The organism is Paenibacillus aquistagni, assembly GCF_900177815.1.
Lineage (GTDB): Bacteria > Bacillota > Bacilli > Paenibacillales > Paenibacillaceae > Paenibacillus_B > Paenibacillus_B aquistagni.
The window spans coordinates 216,949-242,533 of sequence record NZ_FXAZ01000005.1; the positions used below are offsets into that span (position 1 = coordinate 216,949).

Annotated in this window: 19 protein-coding genes and 1 other annotated feature; of the genes, 9 read left to right on the forward strand and 10 right to left on the reverse strand. The window is 47.0% G+C overall.

Annotated features, from left to right (window positions below; genetic code table 11):
- Positions 1-38: 38 nt before the first annotated feature.
- Together B9Y93_RS17575 and B9Y93_RS17580 are read right to left on the reverse strand one after the other, a co-directional pair.
- Positions 39-1,520, reverse strand: a complete 1,482-nt coding sequence (locus tag B9Y93_RS17575; RefSeq protein ID WP_085496482.1) for an arylsulfatase — start codon at positions 1,518-1,520, stop codon at positions 39-41.
- Positions 1,521-1,785: 265 nt separating this feature from the next.
- On the reverse strand, positions 1,786-3,246 hold the full coding sequence (locus B9Y93_RS17580; RefSeq protein WP_085496483.1) for an MFS transporter: 1,461 nt from the start codon (positions 3,244-3,246) through the stop codon (positions 1,786-1,788).
- 248 nt (positions 3,247-3,494) lie between these two features.
- On the opposite strand from B9Y93_RS17580, the gene B9Y93_RS17585 reads away from it, so the two are divergent.
- The 3 genes from B9Y93_RS17585 to B9Y93_RS17595 all read left to right on the forward strand — a co-directional run bounded on the left by B9Y93_RS17585 (position 3,495) and on the right by B9Y93_RS17595 (position 7,209).
- Positions 3,495-3,920: a MarR family winged helix-turn-helix transcriptional regulator gene (locus tag B9Y93_RS17585; RefSeq protein WP_085496486.1), complete on the forward strand. Its 426-nt coding sequence runs from the start codon at positions 3,495-3,497 to the stop codon at positions 3,918-3,920.
- Positions 3,921-4,178: 258 nt separating this feature from the next.
- Positions 4,179-5,267 (forward strand): right-handed parallel beta-helix repeat-containing protein, encoded by a 1,089-nt coding sequence (locus tag B9Y93_RS17590; protein ID WP_244903468.1) that lies wholly within the window; start codon positions 4,179-4,181, stop codon positions 5,265-5,267.
- A gap of 61 nt (positions 5,268-5,328) precedes the next feature.
- Positions 5,329-5,564, forward strand: a binding site (T-box leader).
- A 91-nt stretch (positions 5,565-5,655) separates the two neighbouring features.
- Positions 5,656-7,209, forward strand: coding sequence for a 2-isopropylmalate synthase (locus B9Y93_RS17595; RefSeq protein ID WP_085496488.1), 1,554 nt, complete (start codon positions 5,656-5,658; stop codon positions 7,207-7,209).
- 176 nt (positions 7,210-7,385) lie between these two features.
- Here B9Y93_RS17595 and B9Y93_RS17600 read toward each other — a convergent pair whose 3' ends face one another.
- Entirely contained in the window at positions 7,386-8,210 is an 825-nt protein-coding gene (locus B9Y93_RS17600; protein WP_170936441.1) for an AraC family transcriptional regulator, read from the reverse strand.
- 263 nt (positions 8,211-8,473) lie between these two features.
- Between B9Y93_RS17600 and B9Y93_RS17605 the strand changes: the two genes are divergently transcribed.
- On the forward strand, positions 8,474-10,201 hold the full coding sequence (locus B9Y93_RS17605; RefSeq protein ID WP_085496491.1) for an ABC transporter ATP-binding protein: 1,728 nt from the start codon (positions 8,474-8,476) through the stop codon (positions 10,199-10,201).
- 230 nt (positions 10,202-10,431) lie between these two features.
- Here the strand turns inward: B9Y93_RS17605 and B9Y93_RS17610 are convergent, their stop codons facing one another.
- The 7 genes from B9Y93_RS17610 to B9Y93_RS17645 all read right to left on the reverse strand — a co-directional run bounded on the left by B9Y93_RS17610 (position 10,432) and on the right by B9Y93_RS17645 (position 18,297).
- A complete protein-coding gene (locus B9Y93_RS17610; protein ID WP_085496494.1) occupies positions 10,432-11,883 on the reverse strand; it encodes an FAD-dependent oxidoreductase in 1,452 nt (483 codons plus the stop codon).
- 295 nt (positions 11,884-12,178) lie between these two features.
- Positions 12,179-13,528 carry a lytic polysaccharide monooxygenase gene (locus B9Y93_RS17615; RefSeq protein ID WP_425320353.1) on the reverse strand — a complete coding sequence of 450 codons (1,350 nt, stop codon included), beginning with the start codon at positions 13,526-13,528 and terminating at the stop codon, positions 12,179-12,181.
- Positions 13,529-14,141: 613 nt separating this feature from the next.
- Positions 14,142-14,744: a response regulator transcription factor gene (locus B9Y93_RS17625; protein ID WP_085496500.1), complete on the reverse strand. Its 603-nt coding sequence runs from the start codon at positions 14,742-14,744 to the stop codon at positions 14,142-14,144.
- On the reverse strand, positions 14,741-15,898 hold the full coding sequence (locus B9Y93_RS17630) for a sensor histidine kinase (RefSeq protein WP_085496502.1): 1,158 nt from the start codon (positions 15,896-15,898) through the stop codon (positions 14,741-14,743). The genes B9Y93_RS17625 and B9Y93_RS17630 overlap by 4 nt, the downstream gene beginning before the upstream one ends.
- Position 15,899: 1 nt before the next feature.
- A complete protein-coding gene (locus B9Y93_RS17635) occupies positions 15,900-16,643 on the reverse strand; it encodes an ABC transporter permease (protein WP_085496504.1) in 744 nt (247 codons plus the stop codon).
- Between the two features lies 1 nt (position 16,644).
- Positions 16,645-17,544: an ABC transporter ATP-binding protein gene (locus B9Y93_RS17640; RefSeq protein ID WP_085496506.1), complete on the reverse strand. Its 900-nt coding sequence runs from the start codon at positions 17,542-17,544 to the stop codon at positions 16,645-16,647.
- A 183-nt stretch (positions 17,545-17,727) separates the two neighbouring features.
- Positions 17,728-18,297 carry an NUDIX hydrolase gene (locus B9Y93_RS17645; RefSeq protein WP_085496508.1) on the reverse strand — a complete coding sequence of 190 codons (570 nt, stop codon included), beginning with the start codon at positions 18,295-18,297 and terminating at the stop codon, positions 17,728-17,730.
- A 277-nt stretch (positions 18,298-18,574) separates the two neighbouring features.
- Between B9Y93_RS17645 and B9Y93_RS17650 the strand changes: the two genes are divergently transcribed.
- From B9Y93_RS17650 to B9Y93_RS17670, 5 genes are all read left to right on the forward strand, one after another.
- Complete coding sequence (locus B9Y93_RS17650) at positions 18,575-19,441, forward strand: ABC transporter permease (RefSeq protein WP_240968139.1); 867 nt, start codon at positions 18,575-18,577, stop codon at positions 19,439-19,441.
- Positions 19,442-19,461: 20 nt separating this feature from the next.
- Complete coding sequence (locus tag B9Y93_RS17655; protein ID WP_085496511.1) at positions 19,462-20,349, forward strand: carbohydrate ABC transporter permease; 888 nt, start codon at positions 19,462-19,464, stop codon at positions 20,347-20,349.
- A 149-nt stretch (positions 20,350-20,498) separates the two neighbouring features.
- Entirely contained in the window at positions 20,499-22,001 is a 1,503-nt protein-coding gene (locus B9Y93_RS17660; protein WP_085496513.1) for an ABC transporter substrate-binding protein, read from the forward strand.
- A gap of 101 nt (positions 22,002-22,102) precedes the next feature.
- On the forward strand, positions 22,103-23,836 hold the full coding sequence (locus B9Y93_RS17665; RefSeq protein WP_085496515.1) for a sensor histidine kinase: 1,734 nt from the start codon (positions 22,103-22,105) through the stop codon (positions 23,834-23,836).
- A 19-nt stretch (positions 23,837-23,855) separates the two neighbouring features.
- Positions 23,856-25,475 carry a helix-turn-helix domain-containing protein gene (locus B9Y93_RS17670; protein WP_085496517.1) on the forward strand — a complete coding sequence of 540 codons (1,620 nt, stop codon included), beginning with the start codon at positions 23,856-23,858 and terminating at the stop codon, positions 25,473-25,475.
- Positions 25,476-25,585 lie beyond the last annotated feature (110 nt).

Genomic DNA, 25,585 nt, shown 5'->3' on the forward strand with positions numbered 1-25,585 from the left:
ATAGGATGATGTGATCGGTATCAGATCAAAGCAAGCTTCTAGTTTGTTCGATCAAGCAGGTGCTGCAAAGAAAGCTTAGGCTTGCAGCCCGCATACAGCCGCTCGCCATCTGAATACCCCTCTTCTCTTCCGTTCAGCTCCTGAATCAGAAGAGTACGGAGTCGGCTTGCTTCCTCCTGATACGCTTCATCTCCAATCGCATTGTGAAGCTCTGTTGGATCATGAAGAAGATCAAATAGCTGCTCTTCGCCTGTTTGCGAATACCAGATGTACTTGTGTCTTCCATCCGTAATCCACTGATTGGACTGCATGCCATAAGCATGCTCTCCGTGCAGATAGTGGCGCCAATCTTTCTTTTCTCCTCGTGCCAGACCTAATATACTCTCTCCATCGATTCCATCAGGAATCGTTAATCCTGCGGCATCCAGCAGAGTTGGCATGATATCACGCATCTCAATCACTTCTTGGAGCTTCGTTCCCCTTGCTAATCCCAACTGATTGCCCGGATCGTTCAGAATAAAAGGAACATGGGCACTTCCTTCATAGGGCAGCGCCTTGCGATAAAGATGATGATCGCCTAGCATATCGCCATGATCGGACGTAAACATTATGATCGTGTTGTTTAACACGCCGTACTCTCGCAAGGCTTGCATATATCGGCCGATTTGATGATCCAGATGTGTAATCAGTCCGTAGTAGCCAGCAAGCGCACGATCCAGCCTGCGCTTTGGGACGAGACCTTTTCCCGTGACGGGATTGAGTCCCTCCAAGCCAGGATCGTTGGTATCCGCCCAATCTCCTATTGGCCGTGCAGGCATCGCTTCCTGCGCGTACATGTCCCAATACGCCTGTGGCGGATCGAGCGGCGGATGAGGTCTAACGAAGGACATCCATAGGAAGAAAGGCTTGGTCGTATCTCTTCTTCTTAGGAAATCAATCGACTCCGTCACCACCCAATTCGTAGGATGCAAAGACTCCGGCAAGGTCCAAGGACGCGCAACAGTAGAAGCATTGCAATCAAGGCCAAGGTCCAGCATATCTTGCTCTGCTCCAGCTCGCTCTCTTAGCCACGGAAGGTAATCATCCGCATGGTCAAAGTGATTCGCAGCCGTAATTCTTGTACGATTCCGATTATACAAGGTGTAGCCATCATGCAATCTAACATTGTGGAAGCCAAGCAGGCTGCGGGTAGGATTCACATGCATCTTGCCGACACATTGCGTATGATAGCCGGCGCGCGCTAATTCACCCGGCAGGGTTGTGTCGTAACGCCAAGGCACGCTGACATCGTAGCCGACGCGGCCATGGGATACTTGGCTCAAGCCGGTAAAGATGGCCGCTCTTGCCGGCACGCAAGAGGGCGTCGCCGAATAAGCCCGCTCGAAGCGTATGCCGGTTCGAGCGAGCTCATCTAGATTGGGTGTATCCACAATCGGATGCCCCTCAATGCTCATGCAATCGTATCGCATCTGATCCACAGTGATCAGCAATAGGTTCGGTCTTGCTTCTGTACTTAACATCTGCAAAGCCTCCTCGATCATGATAGTAGCGTGACCTGTCCTACTCCATTCATACTTCGAGGTTAGCATATCTATTCGAACATTCATACCCTTGAAGCTGTATCACATATGACAAAGCGTGATGACCCTTGCATCCCCAATCATCAATATGTTGAAATGCCTCGCTAATGACGTTATCTATCAGGACCTTAAGCGATCAATTGTAACAAGGTGAACCCTTGATTGACACAGAAGTTCCCATTCAATAGGGAGCCCAGCTCGTTTCTTATCCTGCTGCTGCATGCCGCTTGGCAGATCGAGCCTGAACCATGCGCCAGCCGGTTAACAAGGCTGCAGCCAGGCAGATGCAAGCGGATATCGTAAAGACTACGTGCATGCCGGACAAGAAGATATCTGGACGTCCCGGAATCAATCCCGTTACACGATGTCCTGCCTTAGCGCTCATAACTTGGAACAGGATCGTCGTAGCCAACGTAATCCCCACGACCATGCCGACATTTCTGACAAGCGAATTCACGCTGCCGGCTGAACCGAGCTGCGTTCTCGGTACTTGAGCCATAATCAAAGAGTTGTTCGGCGATTGGAACAAGCCGCTGCCGATGCCTTGCATTGCGATCCAGATGCCAACGGTTATAATCGAGCTTCCATCATGCAGATAAGCAAGACCAAACTGAGCGATAACCATGACGACAAGACCAGCAAAGGTCAAAAGCTCAGAACCGATCTTATCCGACATCGCGCCGCTGATTGGTGCAACAATGACCATGCAGATCGGAAGCAGCATAAGCAGAAAGCCGGCGCGGAAGGGTGAAAGATTAAGCATATTCTGGGCATAGAACGGCGCGATAATGTTAAAGCAGAAGTTCGCCGTAAAGACAAGGAAGCCGCATAGGATGCTTACGGAGAACAGTGGATTTTTAAACAAAGACAATTGTACCAGCGGCTCTTGGCGCTTCCATTCTACGTGAAGGAACACGACAAACGTAACGACAGCCGCTGCAAGCGATGCGATAATCCAAGCGCTGCTGTATCCAATCTCTTGTCCTAATAGAAGACCGGCGAACAGCGTGATAATGAATATCGCAAACAGCATGCTTCCCGGTGCATCCACCTTCGCCTTGACCCTCACAAGGTCGCGAGGCAGCACCTTCTGCCCCATCAAGATCGCAATCAGGCCGATCGGAATATTGACCCAGAAGATATACTCCCAGCCAAGCGATGACACAATAATCCCGCCCAAGCTCGGGCCTGCAATGCTTCCAAGCGATACAAAGGTGCCAATAAGCCCTAAAGACTTCCCCCGCTCCTGCGGCGGAAAGATATCCGTTACAATTCCTTGGCTGTTCGCCATCGTCATCGATGCGCCAAGGGCTTGAACAACGCGCGCGAAGATCAGAAAGGATAAGGATTCACTTAATCCGCACAGCAAAGAACCGATCACAAACACGATCGTACCCAGCTTGAAGATCCGTATCTTGCCAGCGATGTCCCCTAGTCTGCCGAAAATAAGGATGGATGCGCAGATTGCCATCAGATACCCTGTCGTAACCCATTGAATCTGCCCAATAGGAAGTCCAAGCTCCTTCGACAGCACTGGCAATGCAATATTCACAATGCTCCCATCGAGCGTTGACATAAACGTAAATAAATTCAGCACAATGAGGATAATCCAGCGTTTCTTCTGAATCTCGGCATCCTCTTGATAGCTGCCTAGAATTGCACTCATGCTTTCCTCTCCTGCCTCTATAATATAAAATAAATTCATGTTGTTGCGTGCGCAACTAATATAATAATTCTAGTGTAATCCATTTTAGTTGCGCACGCAACAATTCGAGTGATGTAATCGCATCTTTTTTGATCAATCGCATGAATGGGCCCCAATATTTATAGATATGGTAAACTATATACTGGAGCTTGCCCCCATAAGCGGCATTTTCGTCATTTATCCATTTATGATAATAGAGGTGTGTTTCGTTGAAGAAAGAACCGATCGGCAAGCTGATCTCCTATATTCACCGGCAGAATCAAAAGCATCTGGCTAAGTCACTGGCGCCATACGGCATCGGCAGCGGCGGTCAGCACAGCTTTTTGAAGGCAGTCCTTACGACTCCTGGTGTTACGCAGGATCAGCTCACACAGCAGCTCAAATTCGATAAAGCGACTACCGCGAGATCGATTAAACAGCTGGAGCAATCCGGCTATATTGAACGGAGACCAGACCCGAATGATCGTCGCTCTCATTTGCTTTATCCGACGCAGCGTGCGATCGATTTTCATCCGAAACTGATGGACATTCTGGCGGAATCCAATAAAAAGCTTGCCTATCCTTTGAATGAAGAAGAGAAAGATACATTAATCACCCTGCTTCAAAAAGTCAGCCGAGAGCATCCCGACAACTGAACCTGTTACCAAAAACGAACAGGCTTCAAGCAGCCATGATATACAGGGCTGTATTTCTTTGGCCCTTCACAGAAGTTTAGATTCCCCCTTTTCTCAAGTATTAGGTTTGAAGCGGATAGCTTGATCCCACTATCGTGTGGATGCGACATGCAGTTATCTTGTCTGGCATATCTTACATCTCTATCGATATGAATAGGATATCAGCATGAAAGGGCGACACAGATCGGCCTAATGAGAGAAGGAGGAATCGATGAGGTGATGAAGTCATGGATGGCGAGCATCGTGAAGCTCAAAAAGCAAATATTCCACGCAGGCATGATAGCCCTAATGGCTGGCAGTCTTCTGTTCACAACCGGCGGAGCTGTGGCTGAACCAAACATCGAGCCACTGCTTAAGGAACCAACTGCACACGGCTGGAGCTCGCAGAAGAAGCAAGCTGCTATTTTCCCTGCCTTGAGCAATGACGTTCTGTCTTGCAGCACCAGCTCCTGTCTGTCCAGCGCCCTTAAAAATGTCACTCCTGGCAAGCGTATTGAGCTTGCACCCGGAACCTACACGGGCAGCTTCTCGTCTGATGTAGATGGAACCGAAGCTTTACCGATTACGATTCAGAGCCAAGACCCCGCTAACCCTGCTGTCCTCTCCGGCTACTCTACCGGCTCTGGCTTCAGCCTTCGCATAAGAGGCGACCACTGGATCATTCGCGATCTGACCTTTACAAATGCGCAGAAAGGCATCCTGCTTGACCACTCCAACCATACGCTGATCACGAATGTAGAAGTGCATAACATCGGCTATGAAGCGGTGCATTTCCGCGATGGCACCTCCTACAGCACAATAGAGAACGCTTATATTCACGATACCGGCAAGACGGGGGCAGGCTTTGGCGAAGGCGTGTATGTCGGCTCTGCAAATGGTGCAAGCTATGATCCTAACACCCACTACAACACGATTCGCAATGTCGTGTTTGGTCCGAACATCACCGCCGAGCATATTGATATCAAGGAACGTTCCATCGGCACGCTGGTTGAAGGCTGTACTTTTTATGGTGAAGGCATCAGCGGGGCTAATTATGCCGACAGCTTTATCGATGTCAAAGGCAATGAAGCGGTTATTCGAAACAATACTGGCTATCAAAATGGAAACAGCGTTATTGTCGATGCTTTTCAGCTGCACGAGATCATTCCAGGCTGGGGACAAAATAATACCTTTGAGAACAACACCGTATACCTTACGGATCCCTCTGTCTTTGTTATTGGGGCATACAGCAGCACATCAGCTATTGCGATTCAAAATACACGCAGCCCTGCAGGAAATATGTATAAGGGCAATGTAACGGTTCAGTAAATTTTTAAATAAAGGTTGACATCCGCAAGATCGTTCCATATAATAACAACTAATTTCATATCACAATGTGATGATTAGAAATAGTAGAAGTGTAATGACCTTTCAGAGAGCCGCTGGGTGGTGTGAAGCGGCAGTGTGATTCCCTTCGAACTCGTCTATGAACAGCTGCCCGATCATGTAGGGTTAGACGGAATTCCACCGTTACAGGGATAGATGGTGATAGCCATCGAATGAGATCATTTCTGTTTACTTCGAAATGAATTAGAGTGGTACCGCGAGTTCAACCTCGTCTCTATACAGAGACGGGGTTTTTTTGTTGGCTGAAGACCGGGTTCAGCCAGCCTCGCTTGCTATAGATCTTAACGATACCTATTGAGGAGGACTTATGATGAACCGACAAATTATTGTATTGGATACGACCTTGCGCGATGGAGAACAAGTCCCTGGAGCCAAGTTGAATATGCAGCAGAAGCTTGAAATGGCGGAGCAGCTCAAGCGATTGAACGTGGATATTATCGAAGCAGGATTTCCCGCTTCCTCCCGAGGAGACTTCGAAGCCGTTCAGGCCATCGCCAAAAAGGTTGGCGATCAAGTGGGCATCACCGCATTAGCACGTGCAGTTAAGACAGATATCGATGCAGTATACGAGAGCATCAAGCTTGCCCAGAATCCGTTGATTCATATTGTGCTCGGCACTTCCAACATCCATCTGGACAAAAAATTCAACCGTTCCAAGGAAGCTGTGCTGCAGATGGGCGTCGACGCGGTTAAATATGCGAAGACCTTGCTGCCTCATGTTCAATATTCTACAGAGGATGCCTCTCGCTCGGAGTTCGAATACTTGTGGAGCACGATTGAGGCTGTAGTCAAGGCTGGTGCGACTATGATTAATGTGCCGGATACCGTCGGTTATGCCGTGCCGGAGGAGTTCGGTGATCTGATCCGCCGCATTAATGAGCGCCTTAAAAATCTGAATGATGAAGTCATCTTAAGCGTGCACTGCCACAATGATCTTGGCATGGCGACAGCCAATACGCTAAGCGCCATCAAGAATGGCGCAGACAAGATCGAAGTCACCATTAACGGTCTTGGTGAACGAGCAGGCAATGCCTCCCTCGAGGAGGTTGTCATGGGCTTGAAGGTGCGTGAGGCGTTCTATCAGAGCTACACCAATATTCAAACAACAGAGCTTCATCGCTCTTCACGCCTTGTCACTTATCTGACAGGACTTGACGTCCAAGTCAACAAGGCGATAACTGGGGAAAACGCCTTTGCTCATTCCTCAGGCATCCATCAGGATGGATTGCTGAAGGATAAGCAGGTCTATGAAATCATGTCGCCTGAGGAAGTAGGAGCAGACAGCATGGAGCTGATCTTGACCGCACGTTCCGGACGGCATGCATTCAAAAATGCAGTGGAACGCATGGGCTTTGACACGAGCGGCAATGAAGATTTTGAGAAGCTGTTTGAACGCTTCCTGGCCCTTGCCGACTCGAAAAAAGAAGTCTACGACCATGATGTATTCTATCTGGTTACTAACCATCGGACGGTCGAGAACACCTCGGTTATGCTGTACGAATTGGTATCGTTCCAAGTCATCAGCAATGACCTTCACCCGACTGCAAGCGTAACCTTGAAAAAAGGCGAAGATACATTCCAGGACAGCGCAGTGGGCGATGGCCCAATCGATGCCTTGTATACCGTCATTAAAAATATGGTGGGGCTTGATGTGCAGCTGAAGGATTACAAGATCACAAGCCTGTCCAGAGGCAAGGATGCCATTGGCCGCGTCAATATTCGGATGGAATACGAAGGCAAGGCCTATGCGGGCCGCGCCATGGACACAGATATTATTAAGGCGAGCGCCCACGCCTTTCTCAATGCGATCAATGCGGCACTGCTTGAGGCGGAGCAAGAGAAGCAGGAAATGGCGGCTACGTAATATCGCTGAAGGAGTATTGGGGCATCGAGTCGTCGATGCTCCCCCAATTCAATTAACGCCTCAGGAACTGATAGACATGACTGACGGGCTTGTCCGCAGCATTACATAATGAGGCCTTCTCAGTGAATCCAGGCATCTCATACGAGAAAAACTGCAATATCCTTATGGTCACTTTCCTACAGTTGTACGCCTCGCTTCACTTGATTAGGCGAGAGCCCCTTATGTTTTTTGTACAGCTTGCTGAAAAAGTAAGGATCGCTATAGCCAACCATTCTTGCAACTTCCCGAACGGTAGCATGAGGCTGCTTCAGCAGCTTCTCCGCTTCCTTGAGTCGAAACTGAATTAAATAATTCATTGGACTAATGCCCAGTTCTTTGTGAAATAGATAAGAAAAATGCTTGTCGGACATATCGAATCTTAAAGCTAAATCATGCAGCTTGATTGGTTCCATGTAATGCTTTTGGATAAAGCGAATAGCGTCTTTTGCAATATGAGAACCTTTGGTATAAGCGAAGTGTCGGACTCCTTCCATCATCTCCACGAGAAGCGTATGAAAGAGCGCCTTAAGCTTCAATTCATTCCGATGAGTAGACTCAAGCATCCCTAGCTGCAAGCGATGCAGAATATCCGTTATGGTTAACAGTTCGCCAACCCGCAGCACAAAGCAGGATGGAGCGATGCTGGATGATTCATCACACGATTGAAATGCGCGATATCGAACCAGATAGTAATGAAGCTCATCAGAAGCTGTATGTAGCACAGGCATCCCCTGCCCGTTCCCATGCACAATAACTCTAGGAGCAAGCAGATTCGATGTCCCCTCTACAATAAATTCCCCTTGGCCATGAACGGGAAATAAGAAATAAGGGACTCCTTCTGTCATCTGAAGGGGGCAGTTCCCCGTGCTGCGAATGCCCTGAACGATGTAGCGAATATCATCAAACTGCAATAAACTCGTACCAAGCTGACGGTCTAATTCGTCAATATCAATCTGAACCATAGCGAATCCTCTCTTCTCCTTTCGACCAACAGCAGAAATAATCCATGATGTTTCCTGTGAATGCTCCATTGGCTCCACTCAGCAAAATCGATATGATAAATACTATCACAAGTAATTGATAATGAAAATCATTATTAATAGTGATGCCCAATTGTACTGCTGGAAGCCAAGCAATGGGCTGTATCCAGATCAATGCGAATTGCAGCGACATTAGAGGTGCGTTCATGCGCTGACACGTTGGAAAAATGGAGGAAATGTATGAGATGATACGCCGATTCATGCAATATTATCAACCTTATAAGCATTTGTTCTACCTGGATTTTGGCTGCGCGGTTATCGCTGGAGCCATGGAGCTTGTCTTCCCCTTGATTGTCAATTGGTTTATTGACGATCTGCTGCCGGGAAGCAAATGGGACATGATCATCTGGGCCTCAGTCGGCTTGGTTGCCCTCTATGTGATTAATACCGCATTGCTCTATATTGTGAATTACTGGGGGCATATGCTTGGCATTAATATAGAAACCGACATGCGCAAGAAGCTGTTTTCCCATATTCAGAAGCTGTCGTTTCGTTTTTTTGACAACACCAAGACGGGCCATTTAGTCGGACGATTAACCAATGATATGAACATGATCGGCGAGATGGCGCATCATGGCCCTGAAGATTTGTTTATTGCTGTGATGACACTGGTCGGCTCCTTTATTCTGATGCTGTCGATTAACTGGAAGCTGGCTGTGCTTACCTTTGTCATTGTTCCAGCCATCATTTGGCTCGTCGTGTTCTTCAACAACAAGATGACCAAAGCGGTTGATCAGCTATATCACGACATTGGCGATTTCAATGCAAGAATAGAAGACAATGTCGGTGGTATTCGTGTAGTTAAAGCTTTTTCCAATGAAAGCTATGAAGAAGAGCAGTTCGCAGTCAATAATCAGCGCTTCCGCTCAACCAAGCTTCGCTCCTACAATCTAATTGCCAAAAACGGCTCGATCAGCTATATGATGATGCGCTTTGTGACGCTGTTTGTCATGGTATGCGGAACTTGGTTTGTCATCCAAAATGAGCTCTCGTATGGTGAATTTGTCGGCTTCTTGCTGCTTACCAATGTCTTCTTCCGTCCAATCGAGAAGATCAATGCCATTGTCGAGAGCTATCCACAAGGCATTGCGGGCTTCAAGCGCTATGCTGAGCTGCTTGATACCGAACCTGATATTAAAGATGCTCCTCATGCACAAGACTTCGCTGGACTGCAGCATAAGATCGAATATCGTGACATCTCCTTTCAATATGAAGGGAAAGAGAAGATACTGTCAGGCGTTAACCTTACGATTCACAAAGGAGAGACCATTGCCTTTGTTGGACCATCAGGAGCTGGCAAAACGACGCTGTGCAGCTTGCTGCCGCGCTTCTACGAAGTTGATCAAGGCGCTATTCTAATTGATGGCGTTGATATTCGTAAGATTAAGCAGGAGGAGCTTAGAGATCATATCGGTATCGTGCAGCAGGATGTCTTTTTATTCTCTGGGACGATTCGGGAAAACATTCTTTACGGGAAGCTAGGAGCGTCGAATGAGGAAATCCGTGAAGCGGTGCGAAGAGCACATCTGGACTCGTTCATTCAATCACTAGAAGACGGCTTGGATACCGTCATAGGCGAGCGCGGGATCAAATTATCCGGCGGGCAGAAGCAGCGGCTGGCTATCGCAAGAATGTTCCTTAAGAATCCTCCGATCCTAATTCTAGATGAAGCAACCTCTGCACTCGATACAGAGACCGAACTTGAGATACAACGCTCGCTCTCAGAGCTAGCCATGGGAAGAACAACGCTCGTCATTGCGCATCGTTTGTCTACGATCAAGGATGCGGATCGAATCGTTGTCGTTGCAGAGCAAGGAATTGCTGAGCAGGGCTCGCATGAACAGCTCATGCAGCAGCATGGCCTCTATCATCGACTGTATCAAGTACAATTTGGAACTTTGTTGCTCGCTTAGTAACCGCTAGAATCATAACGAATTGCTGCATGACAAGGTCAACGGCCATTCGTTTTGACTCCTATGAAGCCTTAATCTCCCCCCGATTAAGGCTTCATTTTTACGTTTAAGCGCATTGTCAGAATGAATAGTTGGGCATATGCTCTACACAGCTCCTGCTGATGCATCATTCCCTGATACATTAACAAGCCCTCGATCTGATATTCAGAAGGAGGGCTTATTCTTTACCTTTATACCGTTAAATAAATCTGATAATCTTTTGCCAAGTAACGGTGAATTCGCTTAAAGTCCGACTGTGTCAATTGATGCAATCGCTTTGAGCTGGATTCTCTGCCGATCAGAATACCGATCGTTTCTGCGGCAAGCCCCGTGTTTGGCATGATGCGCGCACTGCCGTATGCCTTAATCGTTGCGCCTATATTTTTCCCCACAACGATAACGTTGTCATAGGATTTCAATATAAATGAACGAAGCGGAATTCCATATTGATCAGGCTTGCCATAGCTGTTGCCAAGCGGCATATGCTTCGTGCCTTGCAGATCCAAAGGGTAGCCGCCAATGCTGACATTATCCCAGTGCATCCGGCTGTTCAAGACATCCGCTTCCGTAAGCACATATCGAGTCTCATAACGATTATAATCTCGGATATACAAATATTCCGGATACCCGTTAAGCTCTGCTTTTTCAAATCCAGGAATGTTCTTGCGCAGAAATTTCAGCACATGCGGCGCTTCCTTCTTGCCTTTGGCCACAGCCTGCTGTACCGACTTTGGATCAGATGGGTTCACATCATAGATCAACAGCCCGTTGATCAGCACCTCCCCATCCTTCTGGTAAGTCATATTCAAGCCTCGCAGCAGCAGCTGAGCATCTTGCGGCTTGTACTTGCTCGTCACATTGCTGAAGCCTGTCCCAAAGTTCCAATCCACATATGTATTCGGTCCCATCTTCTTTTGCAGATTCGTTATCGGATACAGCTTAAGCACCTCATTATGCAGACGTGCCCAGTTCACATGCTTGAACTTCAACATATAGGTAGCCGCCATATAATCCAAGTTCTTTCCATTATATAAGCTTTCCATGCCGGCAATCCGCTTTGTATCTGCAAGCTTGCTGACAAGGGCATTATGATCGGTGTTCTCTACGAAATAATCCGCCATCACCGTATATCGAATGCCATCCTTCGCGATATAGCTTAGCGAGTGAATCGTGTTCTCTTTTCCCACTGTACCTGTCTTAACGTCCACGATCTGAATCCCGCTTCGAATCGGAAGGCCTTTAATCAGCTTCTGGTAGTACCGGTTGAATTCCGCTTCGGTTCGTATCGCTCCCGCTTGATACTGGGAGAATAGATGTTTCAGTTCGCCCTGAACCAGACTTTTCTTCTGCTTGTTATTGGGTTGGTCCAATACCATCATCTGTCCTTGAATAAGCTCCCCGCCTGGCTTGCTGCGCGGATCGAGCATCAGCACGCGCTTCCCTTCCTTTTGTGCTGCTTTAGCGAGCAGCACACCTTGAATCTCACTACCGATAACGATAACATCGTAGCGGAGACAAGCTTTGCCGCATGAAGCTGGCAGATTGGCCGCTTGAACCGTTTGCATTGGAACAAATCCAATCCATAATAATGAGCATAATACAACAATGATCCCCTTTTTAACCCAAGTTGCAAGTTCTCTCATGATGTAAACAATGACACCCCTTCTTTTTACTTTCGTTCCTATTCATTCAAAAAAACAATAATACAAGTGTCTCACAAGATCTTATTAGTTTCCAGTCTTTATAAATGAAAATATGCTCATATAGGTGAATAAAAAGAAGCAGAATCGCCCACAATCTATTTCCTATTGATCAGGAAATGACTGCAAGCGATCCTGCCGAGGTTCTATGGTTGAAAGAGCCCCTTCCACCGCTTAAGGTTAGATGGAACGATCAACCATCAGCACGATTGAATATAGGCGTCCATTTACGAATAGGTTACTTCAGCAGCCACAAAGCCGGAACGTTCGGTGGTTCCCATCCTACCAGTGATGTATGTGCTACTCTCGCCTCATAGGTTTGGCCATTGTAGGATACCAATGCGCCAGCAGCATATGCCGTATTCGGCGCCCAAGGTGTTACGACTGGACCGCTTGCTGTCGTCACGCTAATCGCATTGCTTGCTGCCGATTCATTGCCAGCGGCATCCACCGCACGCACCGTAAAGCTATACGATGAACTAGCGCTAAGACCTGTTATACGATAAGAGAGCGTGCTCCCATTTGCCGTTGTCGCAACCAAAGTAGAGCCTTGATAAATACGATAGGCAGCAACCCCTACATTGTCAGTCGATGCTCCCCATGTGAGCGTGACAGCCGTATCTGTAATATTTGAGGAAGCTGGACTTGATGGCGCAGTTGGTGGCGTGTTGTCAATAGGAAGCGCAGGAGTCGTAAAGGTTACCGCATTGCTCGCTGCCGACAGATTGCCCGCTTGATCAACAGCCTTTACGGTGTATGTGTATGAAGTATTTGCGCTCAAGCCTGTGAGGTTATAAGATAATGTGCTTGCATTCGGAGAAGCAACCAATGCAGCACCGCGATAAATGTTGTAGCCGGTAACACCCACATTATCTGTGGAAGCTCCCCATGTAAGCGTCGCACTAGTTGACGCTATATTAGATGCAGTCAGATTCGCAGGAGCTGTCGGTGCTGTCGTATCTACTGGACCGCCGCCGCCAAAGTCCACATCAATCACATTGTAAAAAGCATTGGCAGTATCATATACTTCCCATACGGCGAGGATGACTTGATATCCTGTGCGGCTTGGCACATTACAGGTATCCGTGTAAGAATGAGGTGGCTGCTTGCCTTTATAGTCGACGTTGCAGAATGGCGTCAAGTCAAAGGAATCACGAGTCAGCGGCGCATTAGGGTCCCAATTCTGCTTCGTAATATAATACTTCCAGCTCGTAGTCGCATGGTTCGCTTCGATCGTCCAATGAAACGTTGTTGTTCCAGGTGTAATGTTCACCTTGTTCCAGCGTGTAGCTGACTGCTGATCAAGCTCAGGGAAGATGCCATTCGCACTTGCAATCTTTCCATCTGCCGGTCCAGCTGCAGGAAAGCCCTTTTTCGCCTCAAGGCTTTGAGGCTCATAAATAATAAATCCACAATTGTTATTAACACCTTGCGCACACAAGTCAGCTCGGCTGCTTGGATTATCAATATAGCCATGTGCCAAAGCCTTGTCTGCCATCAGCAGGCTGACAAACATCAGCCCCAAAGCCAATAAACCAAACGTCAATCCCTTCTTCCACACATTCGAATATTCACGAACAGATACCACACTAGATTCCTCCAAATCTTCGTTAAATTTTTGCATGAGTAAGTCTTAAGAAGCAGCAGCGTCTTTCCATCAAGACATAAGGGGACTCAAGCAAATCGATTCACCTTCGAATCATACGGTTTCAACACCTCCATCATGACAGCATCCATCTATATAAACTCTTAGAGAGTTTATATCCAGCAAACAAACGAAGAACAACGTCGCTTATCATCTTCCCTTCATCGAACTATTTGTGATCTTGCACGACGCTGGTCGAAGAAATCCAGATACATATGAAATACGGGACACAAGACATAAGAAGCAAAATAGGAGGACAAAACAAGCTGTTCTATCAAGCAGGCGCCTTTATCGTGTTGAGGCACGATATAAGATATATGGAGGAGCATATGGTGTTTAGAACATATAAATTTAAGCGGTTATTTTTTGAGATGCAAGAGCCTCTACAATACAGAAGAACGACAAATATATTCAAATTTTGATCTATGTATTCGTCAACATACCAAAAGATTCCTGCTTTATCTGGCTTATAAAATAAATAAAGAACCTGACATCGTTCAGGTTCTCTCTCCATAGCGCTTTATGAGCCATCAGCTTATCATACGCACATACACGCTCATATCCAGCCCTTCTCTTGGGCCGTATGTATGGCATCCATCCGGCTCTTCGCGTCGAGCTTCTGCATAATCTCTGAAATGTAATTGCGGACGGTTCCTGAGGAAAGAAAGAGCAGCTTGGTTACTTCTGTCGTCGACTTTCCCTCCGCAAGCAGTGTTAGAATCTCCATTTCACGCGCAGACAGCGGATTGGGCTCGCTCATCATATCGAACATCAGCTCCGGACTGAATACTTTTTTGCCAGACATAACACTGCGAATCGCCTCTGCTAGATCATCAATAGAGCTGTCCTTCAGCAAATAGCCATTCACCCCAATCTTAGCTGCGCGTTCGAAGTATCCCGGCTTGGCAAAGGTGGTGAGCATGATGACCTTGGCCGCGTGCTTGCTCGCTCTAAGCTCCTGCGCGACCTCCAGTCCGCTCATAATCGGCATCTCAATGTCCATAAGACATACATCTGGATTCAGCTTCACAATGGCATGAAGCGCCTCTTCCCCTTGGACAGCCTGACCGATTACCTGTATATCCTCCTCCATATCGAGCAAGGAGCCAAGCGCTCCTAGCAGCATGCGCTGATCTTCTGCGATAAATATGCGTATCATTTGCTGTTCACCTGCTCTTTCTCTATCAATGGGACCTCAATGACGACTAATGTTCCTTCGCCATGCTCAATCGTGAGCTGTCCTTCCAAGAGCGCTAAGCGCTCCTTCATTCCTTTTAAGCCGTTCCCACCGCTCTTTCTCGTCTGATCAGCTTGCCTTTCTTGGACTCCAATGCCATCATCTCGGATCGTGCAGCAAAGCCCTTCCTTCGTCCGCTCGACCTGAATCCAGCAATGGCTCGCTTGACTGTGCTTCACCACGTTCGTGACTGCCTCGCGCAGACACATGCTCACAATATTGTGTATCAATGCAGGGATCTCTTCCGTCATCTTCTCTTCCTTATACCAATCAATCTTCACCTGTATCCCCGCGGTCTGAAGGATCGTCTCTGCTGACCGGAGCTCCTCAGGTATGGTGGCTGCTCTCATATTTGATACCAGCTCTCTTACCTGATTGAGCGCCGCCCGTGACGTTTGCTCGATTTCCTTCGTTTCTTGCTGCGCTTTAGCAGGGTCCTTGTCGATCAAGCGGTGAACGAGCTGGCTCTTTAAGGTAATCAAAGAAAGCGTATGGCCAAGCGTATCATGAAGATCTCTTGCAATACGAGCTCTCTCCTCGCTCTTCACAAGCTCCTTGATTCGCGCATTGGCTTGATCGAGTTCCTGCTCCAGCTCTGCACGTCTGATCATCGAGCGCACGCCAAAGGGAGACAGCAGCATAATAATCAGGAAGGGCAGGAAGTATAATGCGCCGGAGGAACCTAACATGCCATGATAGAAGACTGGAACGAGTTCAACGACGACTAGGAGACCCAAGGCAATCCTGAACTTGCGGTCATCCTGGTACCACCCAATAAAGTTTGCGGGAAAGAAGCCCATATATAAGTAGCTCGGATCATATGCTATGCTCATGACCAAGACGATAAGCATCTGCAAGCTAAGCCAGAACGTATAAAAGCGATTGTGCATCGTCATATAGAGCTGGCGATACGTAAGAAGAAATATGCCTAGCAGCACATATCCAATGATCTGCTTCCAGCCATCCTCTTGACGAAGGTTGAGAATCGGAAGCACCAAATAAATAAGAAAGAGATACGGAAAAAATCCGTATCGTTTAGGAAATACTCGGAATGTGCGAAGATTGTGTAGAGACACGTCAGCTTACACCTGCTTCTTGTTTTCTACGTATATATTTAGATACTAGCATAAATACGACGAAGTATCCTAGCAGAATCCATACATTGCTGAGTTCAGGAGCTTCGCCGCGCACAATCATCCATGCCCCATTGCCATAATTGTAAGAAGGCAGCCAGTGTCCAATCGATTGCATCAGCTTCGGCATAATCTCAAGCGGCATCCATAAGCCCCCTGTAATGGCCAGCACCATGTAGATGACATTGCTCACGGCAGAGGCTGTATCTACCTTTTTCATGGTCCCAACTAAAGTGCCAATGGCCAAGAAGGGAGCAGAGCCTGCCAATATCCACAAGCCGCTTAGGACCCACTCTGAGACAGACAAGCTCACATGGTTGATCAGAGCCCCTGCAGTGAAGATGACAGCGATGGCAAACACATGAATGATCGTTTGGCCGACCATTTGGCCGATGAAGTAGATCGAATCCGGCAAAGGCGTAATTCGCATCAAGGTTGACCATCCCTGCGTTTTCTCCTGCACCAAGCGAATGCCAAGCGTCATCATAGAGGAGCCCATAACGCTGAATACAGTCATGGACATCAGATAACGGGCCTGCCACTCTCCTTGATCAGGGACACCCGTATTGACAACCTTCGTAAATATGAAATAGAACAATATCGGCATGAGCAATGACCAGAACACATAATAGGGATTGCGCAGAATGCGCAGCATTTCCACTTTGCATTGCATCAATAGCAGCTTCATGTTATCCGACCTCCTTCATATCTGCTGTCAGGCGTTCAAATACCTCGTCTAGCTTGCCTTGCTCGATGCGGATCGAAGATGCGCCTACTCGTTCATGGAATAGCAAGGCCAGAACGGCATCTGTATCCTCTGTCTCGACGCGAATGATATCATCCTCTTGCCGAATATCGATGACCTCTGGGAACCCAGCAAGCAGCTTCACCCATTGCGGCTTTGCCTTGAACGTAACATAGGACTTCGTAATCTTGCCTTTAATAGCAGATGGCGTATCGTCCGCCACAATTCTGCCTTGATTGAACAGCACAATCCGCTTGGCCACATCATCGGCTTCCTGCAAATAATGGGTTGTAAAAATAATAGTCTTGCCCTGCTCAGACAGCGTGTGCACCGTGTGCCAGAAGCGCTGTCTAGAGGTGGTATCCATTCCCACCGTCGGCTCATCAAACAGCAGCAGATCAGGATTGCCTGCAAGCGACAGGGCAAAGTTCAGTCTGCGTTTCTGTCCACCTGACAGCTTCTCTACTCTCATACCAAGCTCAGACTCCGTCAGCGCCGTTAATGCAATTATTTCTTTAAGCGCAAGCGGATTCGGATAGTAATGCCGGAACAATTCAAGCAGTTCCTTGACCTTAAGCCCTCCCATTACACTAACCTCCTGCAGCATCATTCCCATTCGTTCGCGCACGGTACGCTCTGTTGGCTCTTTGCCGAACAAACGCACCTCCCCTGAAGTCGGCTTGATCAAGCCTAAGATCATGGACAAGGTTGTCGTCTTGCCCGCTCCATTCGGTCCAAGAATGGCAACAATTTCACCCTCACGTATTGAAAAGGAAACATCATGAACCGCTCGGTGCTCCTTATAAGTCTTGCTTGCCCTTTCAACCTTAACAATCTCTCTCATCGTTTGACACCTCCGCCTTAACTGCCTTAAGTGTATAGAACATCAGGAGGTGCTGATAAGTATAAGTCGTCATGATATCGATATGACACCTGTCATGTTCAATCCGTATTGGAGCATGACAAAAGGCAGCGATCTCCATGTAGACCCTGCCTTCAATCTGACGTGATGCGATTGTAATAACGTTTATCCCTGTCCGACAGGCGTTCGATACATTCGATATTTTTCAAAAAAGTCATGCAGGTAAGCATTCGTACGAAGCAAGTCTTTATCAATAGAAGCATCTAGCGGGAAGCTCATATGATCCACCATGTCTTCATCGTCAAAATATCCATGCAGATGCACAGCGCCTGCTTGAGCATGGCAGCTTCGCAGAAAGATAGGCAGATTGCTTGCCACACCGCGATTCTCCGGGTGCAGCACCCACTCAAGCTCCTTCCAATCCAAGATTCCTTCCTCTGTAGCCTTTGGCGTAGGATAAGACTCTCCCTCAGGAAGCTTGGCCTCATAAATATACATTCCACCTGGAACATCCCCTACAGTAGACGACCACGTGATGAATCCGATGAAGGATATGGAATCGAGATCAAGCCCTGTCTCCTCCAGCATCTCTCGATGCATGGAAGCTCGCGGCGTTTCCCTTTGCTCGATCTTGCCGCCGACTCCATTCCAGCAGCCCATCCAAGAGGACCGCTCCCGATTCAGCAATAAGATTTGGGACCCTTTTCTAATAATCCCAAGGTTATAGATAAGCATATTGCTCCTCTCCTTTTACACCCGCCCACTGTCTTCATGTAAGCTTAACAACCACAGAACAAGTCACAATCGTATTAATAGATAGTCACGATCCTAGTAGTGAGCTCTCTTCATCTCCAACTATAATGAGGTCAGATCATAATAGAGATTAAGGGGTGAGAGCATGAAAGCGACCAAAATCGCTTCAATACCAATTGCCGACCATAAGATTCAACCAGCCAGCAGGACACAGCGGCCCTTCTTGCGCAAGCTTAACAAATACAAGTGGCTGCTCATCATGACCCTTCCTGGCATCATCTATCTCTTTATCAACAACTACATCCCTATGTATGGCATTATTCTCGCTTTCAAAAATTACAACTATGTGGATGGCATATGGGGCAGCCCCTGGGCGGGCTTTGACAACTTCAAGTTTTTGTTCCAATCGCCAGACGCGTACATCATAACAAGAAATACCGTTTTGTACAACGTCGCGTTCATCAGCATCAATCTCGTATTATCACTCTTGGTGGCACTGCTGATGAATGAGATTAAGGACAAGGTGATATCGAGATTTTATCAGAGCACCTTCTTGCTGCCGCACATCATCTCGATGGTTATTGTCGCCTATCTCGTATACAGCTTCCTGAATGTGGAGAATGGTTTAGTTAACCGCCTGCTCGCCTTGTTTCACATCGACCCGATCGCATGGTACAGCAATCCCGATTATTGGCCGTATATTCTGATCATCGTCAACGCTTGGAAAGGCGTAGGATACTCCGCCATCATCTACTTTGCTGCCATTATCGGCATTGACAAGGAATACTATGAAGCGGCTACCATAGATGGCGCCAGCAAATGGAAGCAAATGACGCGCATTACCCTGCCGCTTATCGCACCGGTTATTACGACGCTGACGCTGCTTGCTGTTAGTGGAATTCTGCGCTCTGACTTTGGTTTGTTCTATCAGGTCCCCATGAACTCTGGGGCGCTGCTGCCGACTACCAATACGATTGATACCTTCGTCTATCGTGCGATGATACAGCTTGGCGATATCGGCATGTCATCAGCAGCAGGTGTCTATCAATCCGCCGTTTGCTTCGTGCTCATCTTAGGCGCAAACCTTGCCGTACGCAAGATTAACAAACAGAACTCTCTATTCTAGAAGCAAGGAGGTATCACATCGTGAAGCAAAGCCGGCTTTATACCGTAAGCATTCATTCTTTTTTCTGGCTGTTCACGCTGGCATCTTTACTGCCCTTTCTCTTTATCTTTATCATCTCCATCTCCTCGGAATCGTCAATTAATGCGAAGGGCTACTCCTTTTTTCCGAGCGGAATAAGCTTTGCTGCCTATAAGTTTCTATTCTATGACTTTACCGAGATTCTAAAGGCTTATGGGGTTACCATCTTCTGTACGATTCTAGGTGTCATCCTGTGCTTATTTATCACGACGCTGCTAGCCTATCCGCTGTCTCGGATGGAGCTGCCGTTTCGCAGCAGCATCTCGTTCTATATTTTCTTTACTATGCTGTTCAGCGGCGGCATGGTGCCGTGGTACTTGACGTTTACGAACATTATTCCGCTGAAAAATACGCTGCTCGCCATGGTCATTCCTGGCATGCTGCTAAGCGCCTTTAATGTGCTCTTGATGCGAAGCTTCTTCATGAATTCCATTCCAGATTCAGTTGTCGAATCCGCTGCTATTGACGGAGCAACAGAGTTTAAGATTTTCTATAAAATCATCATTCCGTTGTCTCTGCCAATCATTGCTACCATAGGCCTGTTCTCAACACTTGGCTTCTGGAACGATTGGTACAACTGCATGCTGTTTATTGACAACCCTGATCTGTACAACATTCAGTATTTGATGACCAAGTCCTTAACCAATATTCAATTCCTGCTCATGAAATCCAACCAATCCAATCAGGTCGGGGACATTCTGGCCACCATGCCAACCGAAACGGTTCGAATGGCGCTTGCGATCATCGGACTTGCACCGCTCTTGTTCGCCTATCCATTCTTTCAAAAATACTATATCAGCGGTATTACGACTGGAGCGGTTAAAGGCTGAGCTTATGGCTTAATCTTAGCTTCGGCAAAAGCCTTGAAGGAGGTGATGTGTCCCGTCGGTCGACCCATCGGGCGGTCGTTGCTTTGGTACACTACAGGATATGATTCAAGGGGATTCATACGATATCGAATGTTGAGAGGAGAACTCAAATGAAACGATTCCGGATATTGCTTGCAGTATTCATGTGCAGTGCGTTGTTGTTATCTGCTTGCGGCAGCGGTGGAAGCAGTTCCAATCAGGCTTCCGATTCATCAACAGATACAGAGAAGAAATTAGATCCCTACAAAATTACACTCGTCTATCCCGGTACAGCACCAAAAGATCTTGAGCTTGTTCAAAACGAAATGAGCAAATACTTAACCGAGAAGATCAATGCTACGATTGAATTGAAGCCGATTGAATGGGGCTCTTGGACGGATAAGACGAATCTGATGAAGATATCCAATGAGAAGTTTGACCTGCTCTTTACAGCAAACTGGTTCAACTATGCCAATGATGTGTCCAAGGGGCAATTCTTGGAGCTTGATGAACTCATGAAGGAGCACGGCAAAGACATTCCAGATATTCTGGGACCAGACTTCCTTCAAGGGGCCAAGATTAACGGCAAGCTGTATGCTCTTCCAACCAAGAAAGAATTCGGGCAGGGCTTCGGACTGCTGTTGAACAAGAAGCTCGTCGATAAATATAACATAGATACAAGCGGCGTGAAGAGCTTTGATGAGCTAGAAGCCATGTTCAAGCTCATCAAAGAAAATGAACCGAATGTCATTCCGATCGTATCGAGCAAATATACAAATACATTCAGTGCAGCGAACTATGATGGCATCACAACGAATCTAGCCCTCCCGCGCGGCAGCAAGGAGATCAAGATCGTTGACACGCTTGAGGACTCCACGATGGTGGATTATTACAAGCGAATTCGTCAATGGAACTTGAATGGCTGGTTCGACAAGGACGTGCTTACCTCAGATGCTGACCAAGCGGTACAAATGATCAAAGCAGGCAAAGCCTTCTCCGTCGGTCAATCGCTTAAGCCAGGCAAAGACAAGGAGATGAGCGTCACCTATGGGACAGAGTTCGTGCAAGTAGAGACCTTCGAGCCATTCACGACTACAGGCGAAGCTCAAGGCGCGATGCTCGGCATCTCTCGTACATCCAAGGACCCGGCTAGAGTCATGATGTTCTTGAATCTCTTGTACAGCGACAAGCAATTGATCAATATGCTGGACTGGGGTATTGAAGGCGTTCACTATGTGAAAAAATCGGATAATGTCATTGATTATCCAGATGGCGTGACAGCCGATACCCAATCCTACCCTAATCCTGGAAGCTGGATGTTCGGCAACCAATTCAACTCGTATCTATGGTCGAATGAGGACCCTGAGAAGTGGGTACAGTTCGAAGAGTTCAATACGCGTTCTGAGCGTTCGCCAATCCTTGGCTTTACCTTCAATCCAGAGCCTGTCAAGTCTGAACTGGCAGCACTTGATAACGTCTCGAAGGAATTCTCACAAGGTCTTAACAGCGGCTCGGTAGATGTAGACAAAGCACTTGCCGATTGGAAGGAAAAGCGTGCGGCAGCAGGCTTTGACCGTGTGAAAGCGGAAGCTGAGAAGCAGCTGCAAGAATGGCTTGCTTCACAAAAACAATAAAAAAAGAGCCTTACGGGAATCTATCCTAAGTATTATACTTAGGATAAGATTTCCTTTTTTTGTTGACATTCGCATGCATTCGATTGAAGGAGAATCTAATCATGAATAATTCGCTCCATAAGAGACTAATCATCGGCTTCTTAGCGATAACTGTTCCATTTGTCATCTTGCTCCTTTACAACAATCTGTATGCGTCCAATACCGTTAGGCAGCAGGTCGCCCAATCGAATAAGAATGCGATCATGCTCTATGCGAATCAAATTCAGGCTGAGTTGAACCGTGAGACGAATTACCTATACAATCTGGCGGTAGAGGATTATAATATCATTCAACTCCCAAGAATTACACAGGACGAATACGAATACGTCCTGACGAAGTATCGTATTTTCAATGAGCTAAGCCGCTATCATCATTATTACAGCAGCATCGACTTTGAGTTTGTCTACTCGGTGAACAACAACGATCTCCTGCACACGATCATTCCTTCAGACTCTTATAACGAGATCTATAAGATCAAGACGACGCTCATCGAATTGCTGCAGCGAGTGAACAGCGACAGCCGATACTTCAAGCAATGGTCTTTGATAAAATACGGAAATGAAAGCGCTTTATTAAGACTTGTTGATACAGGCTCAGGGATATATCTCGGCGCTTTTGTTCGACTAAGCAACTTAATGATTCCGCTTGATCTGATCCAGCTTGGCGATGACGGCTTCGCCTCCTTCATCTCCCAAGATCACGAGATCATCTCCTCCAGGTCCGCTGAGCCATCAATTGACAAGCCTAGGTTCATGTTTCAGCCTGAGGAGATGTATCAAGCGATTGAGCTGGATCACAAGCCGTATATCGCCGTGACAAGCCCCATTGAGGGAACCGATACGATGCTAAGCGCCTTTATCCCAGAGAAGAGCATGCTGCAGAACTTGATTTACTTTCGGCTGCTCATCTTCCTTATCCCTGTCTGCGCGGCCATCGTGCTGATCATTTATCTTATGTATTTGAATGATCTCGTATTGAAGCCGCTGCGCAATCTCATTAACGGCATGAGAAAGCTGAAGCAAGGCGACTGGAATGTAAGGCTTCATGCATCCAAGACCAAGGAGTTTCTGATGATAAACGATACCTTCAACGACATGGTCTCTCAGATTGAGGAGCTTAAGATTCATGTCTATGAAGAGCAGATCAAAGCGCATAAAGCCGAGGTTAAGCATCTGCAGCTTCAGATCAACCCTCACTTTTTGCTTAACTCGATCAATGTCATATACAATCTGGCTCAGATTCAAAAAAATGATATTATTCAGCTCATGTGCTTGAATCTTGTCAAATATTTTCGTTTTACAACACAAACGCATCGCAGTGTCGTTACCATTGAAGAAGAGCTGGACCATATGGAGAGCTACATTCAGATTCAGCAGTATCGCTTTCCACATCGTATCACCTACCAGTTCGACATTGAAGATCAGCTTAGGGGTACAGGAATACCACCGCTCATTATTCAGCCCTTTATCGAAAACTGCTTCAAGTATGGCTTTGACTTTATGGATGTTCCCTTTCACATCCATATTGAGATCAACGCTTTAGCTGAAGCAGCCGATCAGATGAGGATCAAGATCACGGATAATGGAGCAGGCTTTCCCGAGGACGTGCTCTTGCAGCTGCAATCAGGAGCTTATTTCAATTCTCCAAGCGGCGAGCATCTTGGCATCTGGAATGTGTATCACCGCTTTAAGCTTATTTTTGGCTATGATGCAGATATTACATTCACCAATGAACCTGGTTCAGGTGCATGCATTACGCTGCAAATGCCAATTCGTTCAGTTGAGCAGTTCCAATAAATCGACTAGGGGGATAACCATGGCTTACAGAGCGCTTATTGTTGATGATGAGGTCTACGCTGTGATGGGGATAAGAAGCGGCGTGAAGTGGGAGGAGCTGCAAATCGCAGAGGTGTATGAAGCCTTTCATATTCGAGAAGCGATGCAAGTCATGAACAAGATTCAGATTGACATTCTCATCTGTGATATTGAGATGCCAAGAGGCAACGGAATCGAGCTGTTGGAGTGGGTCAATGAGCATTCGCCGAATACCGAGACGATTTTCCTTACGGCGCATTCCAATTTCTCTTTCGTGCAGCGAGCGATTCAACTCGATGGATTCGATTATTTATTAAAGCCTGTGGAATATCATATTTTGCAAACCACCATCGGCAGGGCGCTCGACACCATTAAGGAAGAACGAGAGCTCGCTTCTCTACGAGAGCAGTACAAGCCTTATTATAACCTGTGGCTGAAGAAAAAATCACTGATTACAGATAAGTTCTGGAACGATCTCTTTTCTAAAAAAATAACGTGCACGAAAGCCAATACCGAGCGGCTCATCCATGAGTATGTGCTTCCATTAACCGCCCATACGCTGATCCTCCCTATCGTCATAAGTGTAGAGGGCTGGGATCGGGAGCTGAACAGCGCGGATGAAGAGGTGCTGGAATACGCTCTTCGCAATATTGCCCGTGATCTTATGCTTCAAGATCGGCATGGCGATGTGATTCAGACGAAGCTTGGTGTCAATTGTGTGTTATTGTTCTTAGAGCGTGCAGACGAGCTGGATGATTTATGGCTTGAAGAGCAATGCCGCCAATACATCAGGTACTGCCATCAATATTTGTACGGCTATGTGTCGTGCTATATTGGCAAGCCAGCCGTGATGTCGAAGATCAGCGATATGTATCATAAGCTCTTGGATATGGAGTACAGCATGATGAAGAAGAATTCCGAGGTGCATTGGCTTAAAGAGCAGCATAGCAGCAAATCAGGCGCTAAGCTTCCAGCGTTTAATACTTGGACAGTTCTGATCGAACAAGGCAAAAAAGACGATATGGAAAGAGAACTGTGCCGCTTCTTTAGCAAGCTTAATCTAGAGGCTGAGCTTAACACAGAGCTCCTTCATTCGTTCTATCACAGTTATATGCAGATGATCCATTACATCTTGTACAAGCATGGCCTATCCCTGCACCATCTGCTTCTAAGTGCAGAGAGCTCATATCATGAGGCTATGCCCCGCTCTATCATTGAAATGGAGGAATGGTCTCGACGGTTACTGTGTATCGTTCATGAGCAGCTTCACAAGGATGATTCCGTTATCCATCGCGTGCAGCGTTACATTCGAGATCATCTTAGCGATACTATTACAAGAGAAGAGCTTGCTGATCATGTGCATCTCAACCCCGCTTATCTCTCTAGGCTCTTTAAAAAAGAGGTTGGGGAGTCCTTAACCGATTATGTGTTGAATGAGCGCATGAAAGTGGCAAGAGAACTTATTGAAAGCTCGACACTCCCAATCTCGGATATCGCACAATCCGTTGGCTACACGAATTTTTCCTACTTCACGAAAATGTTTAAAAAGCAATATCAATGCACGCCCCAGCACTATCGGCGGCAGCTCGAAGAGACAGCCATGAGGTCGAACTCTGGCTGATTCATGTTAATATTTTGTAAACGCTACCAAAATGTCACCATCGTATCATCATCAAGTCACGAGATTGTTAGTTGCTTTTCACTCGGCTTGCTACAATGAGGGCTGAAAGC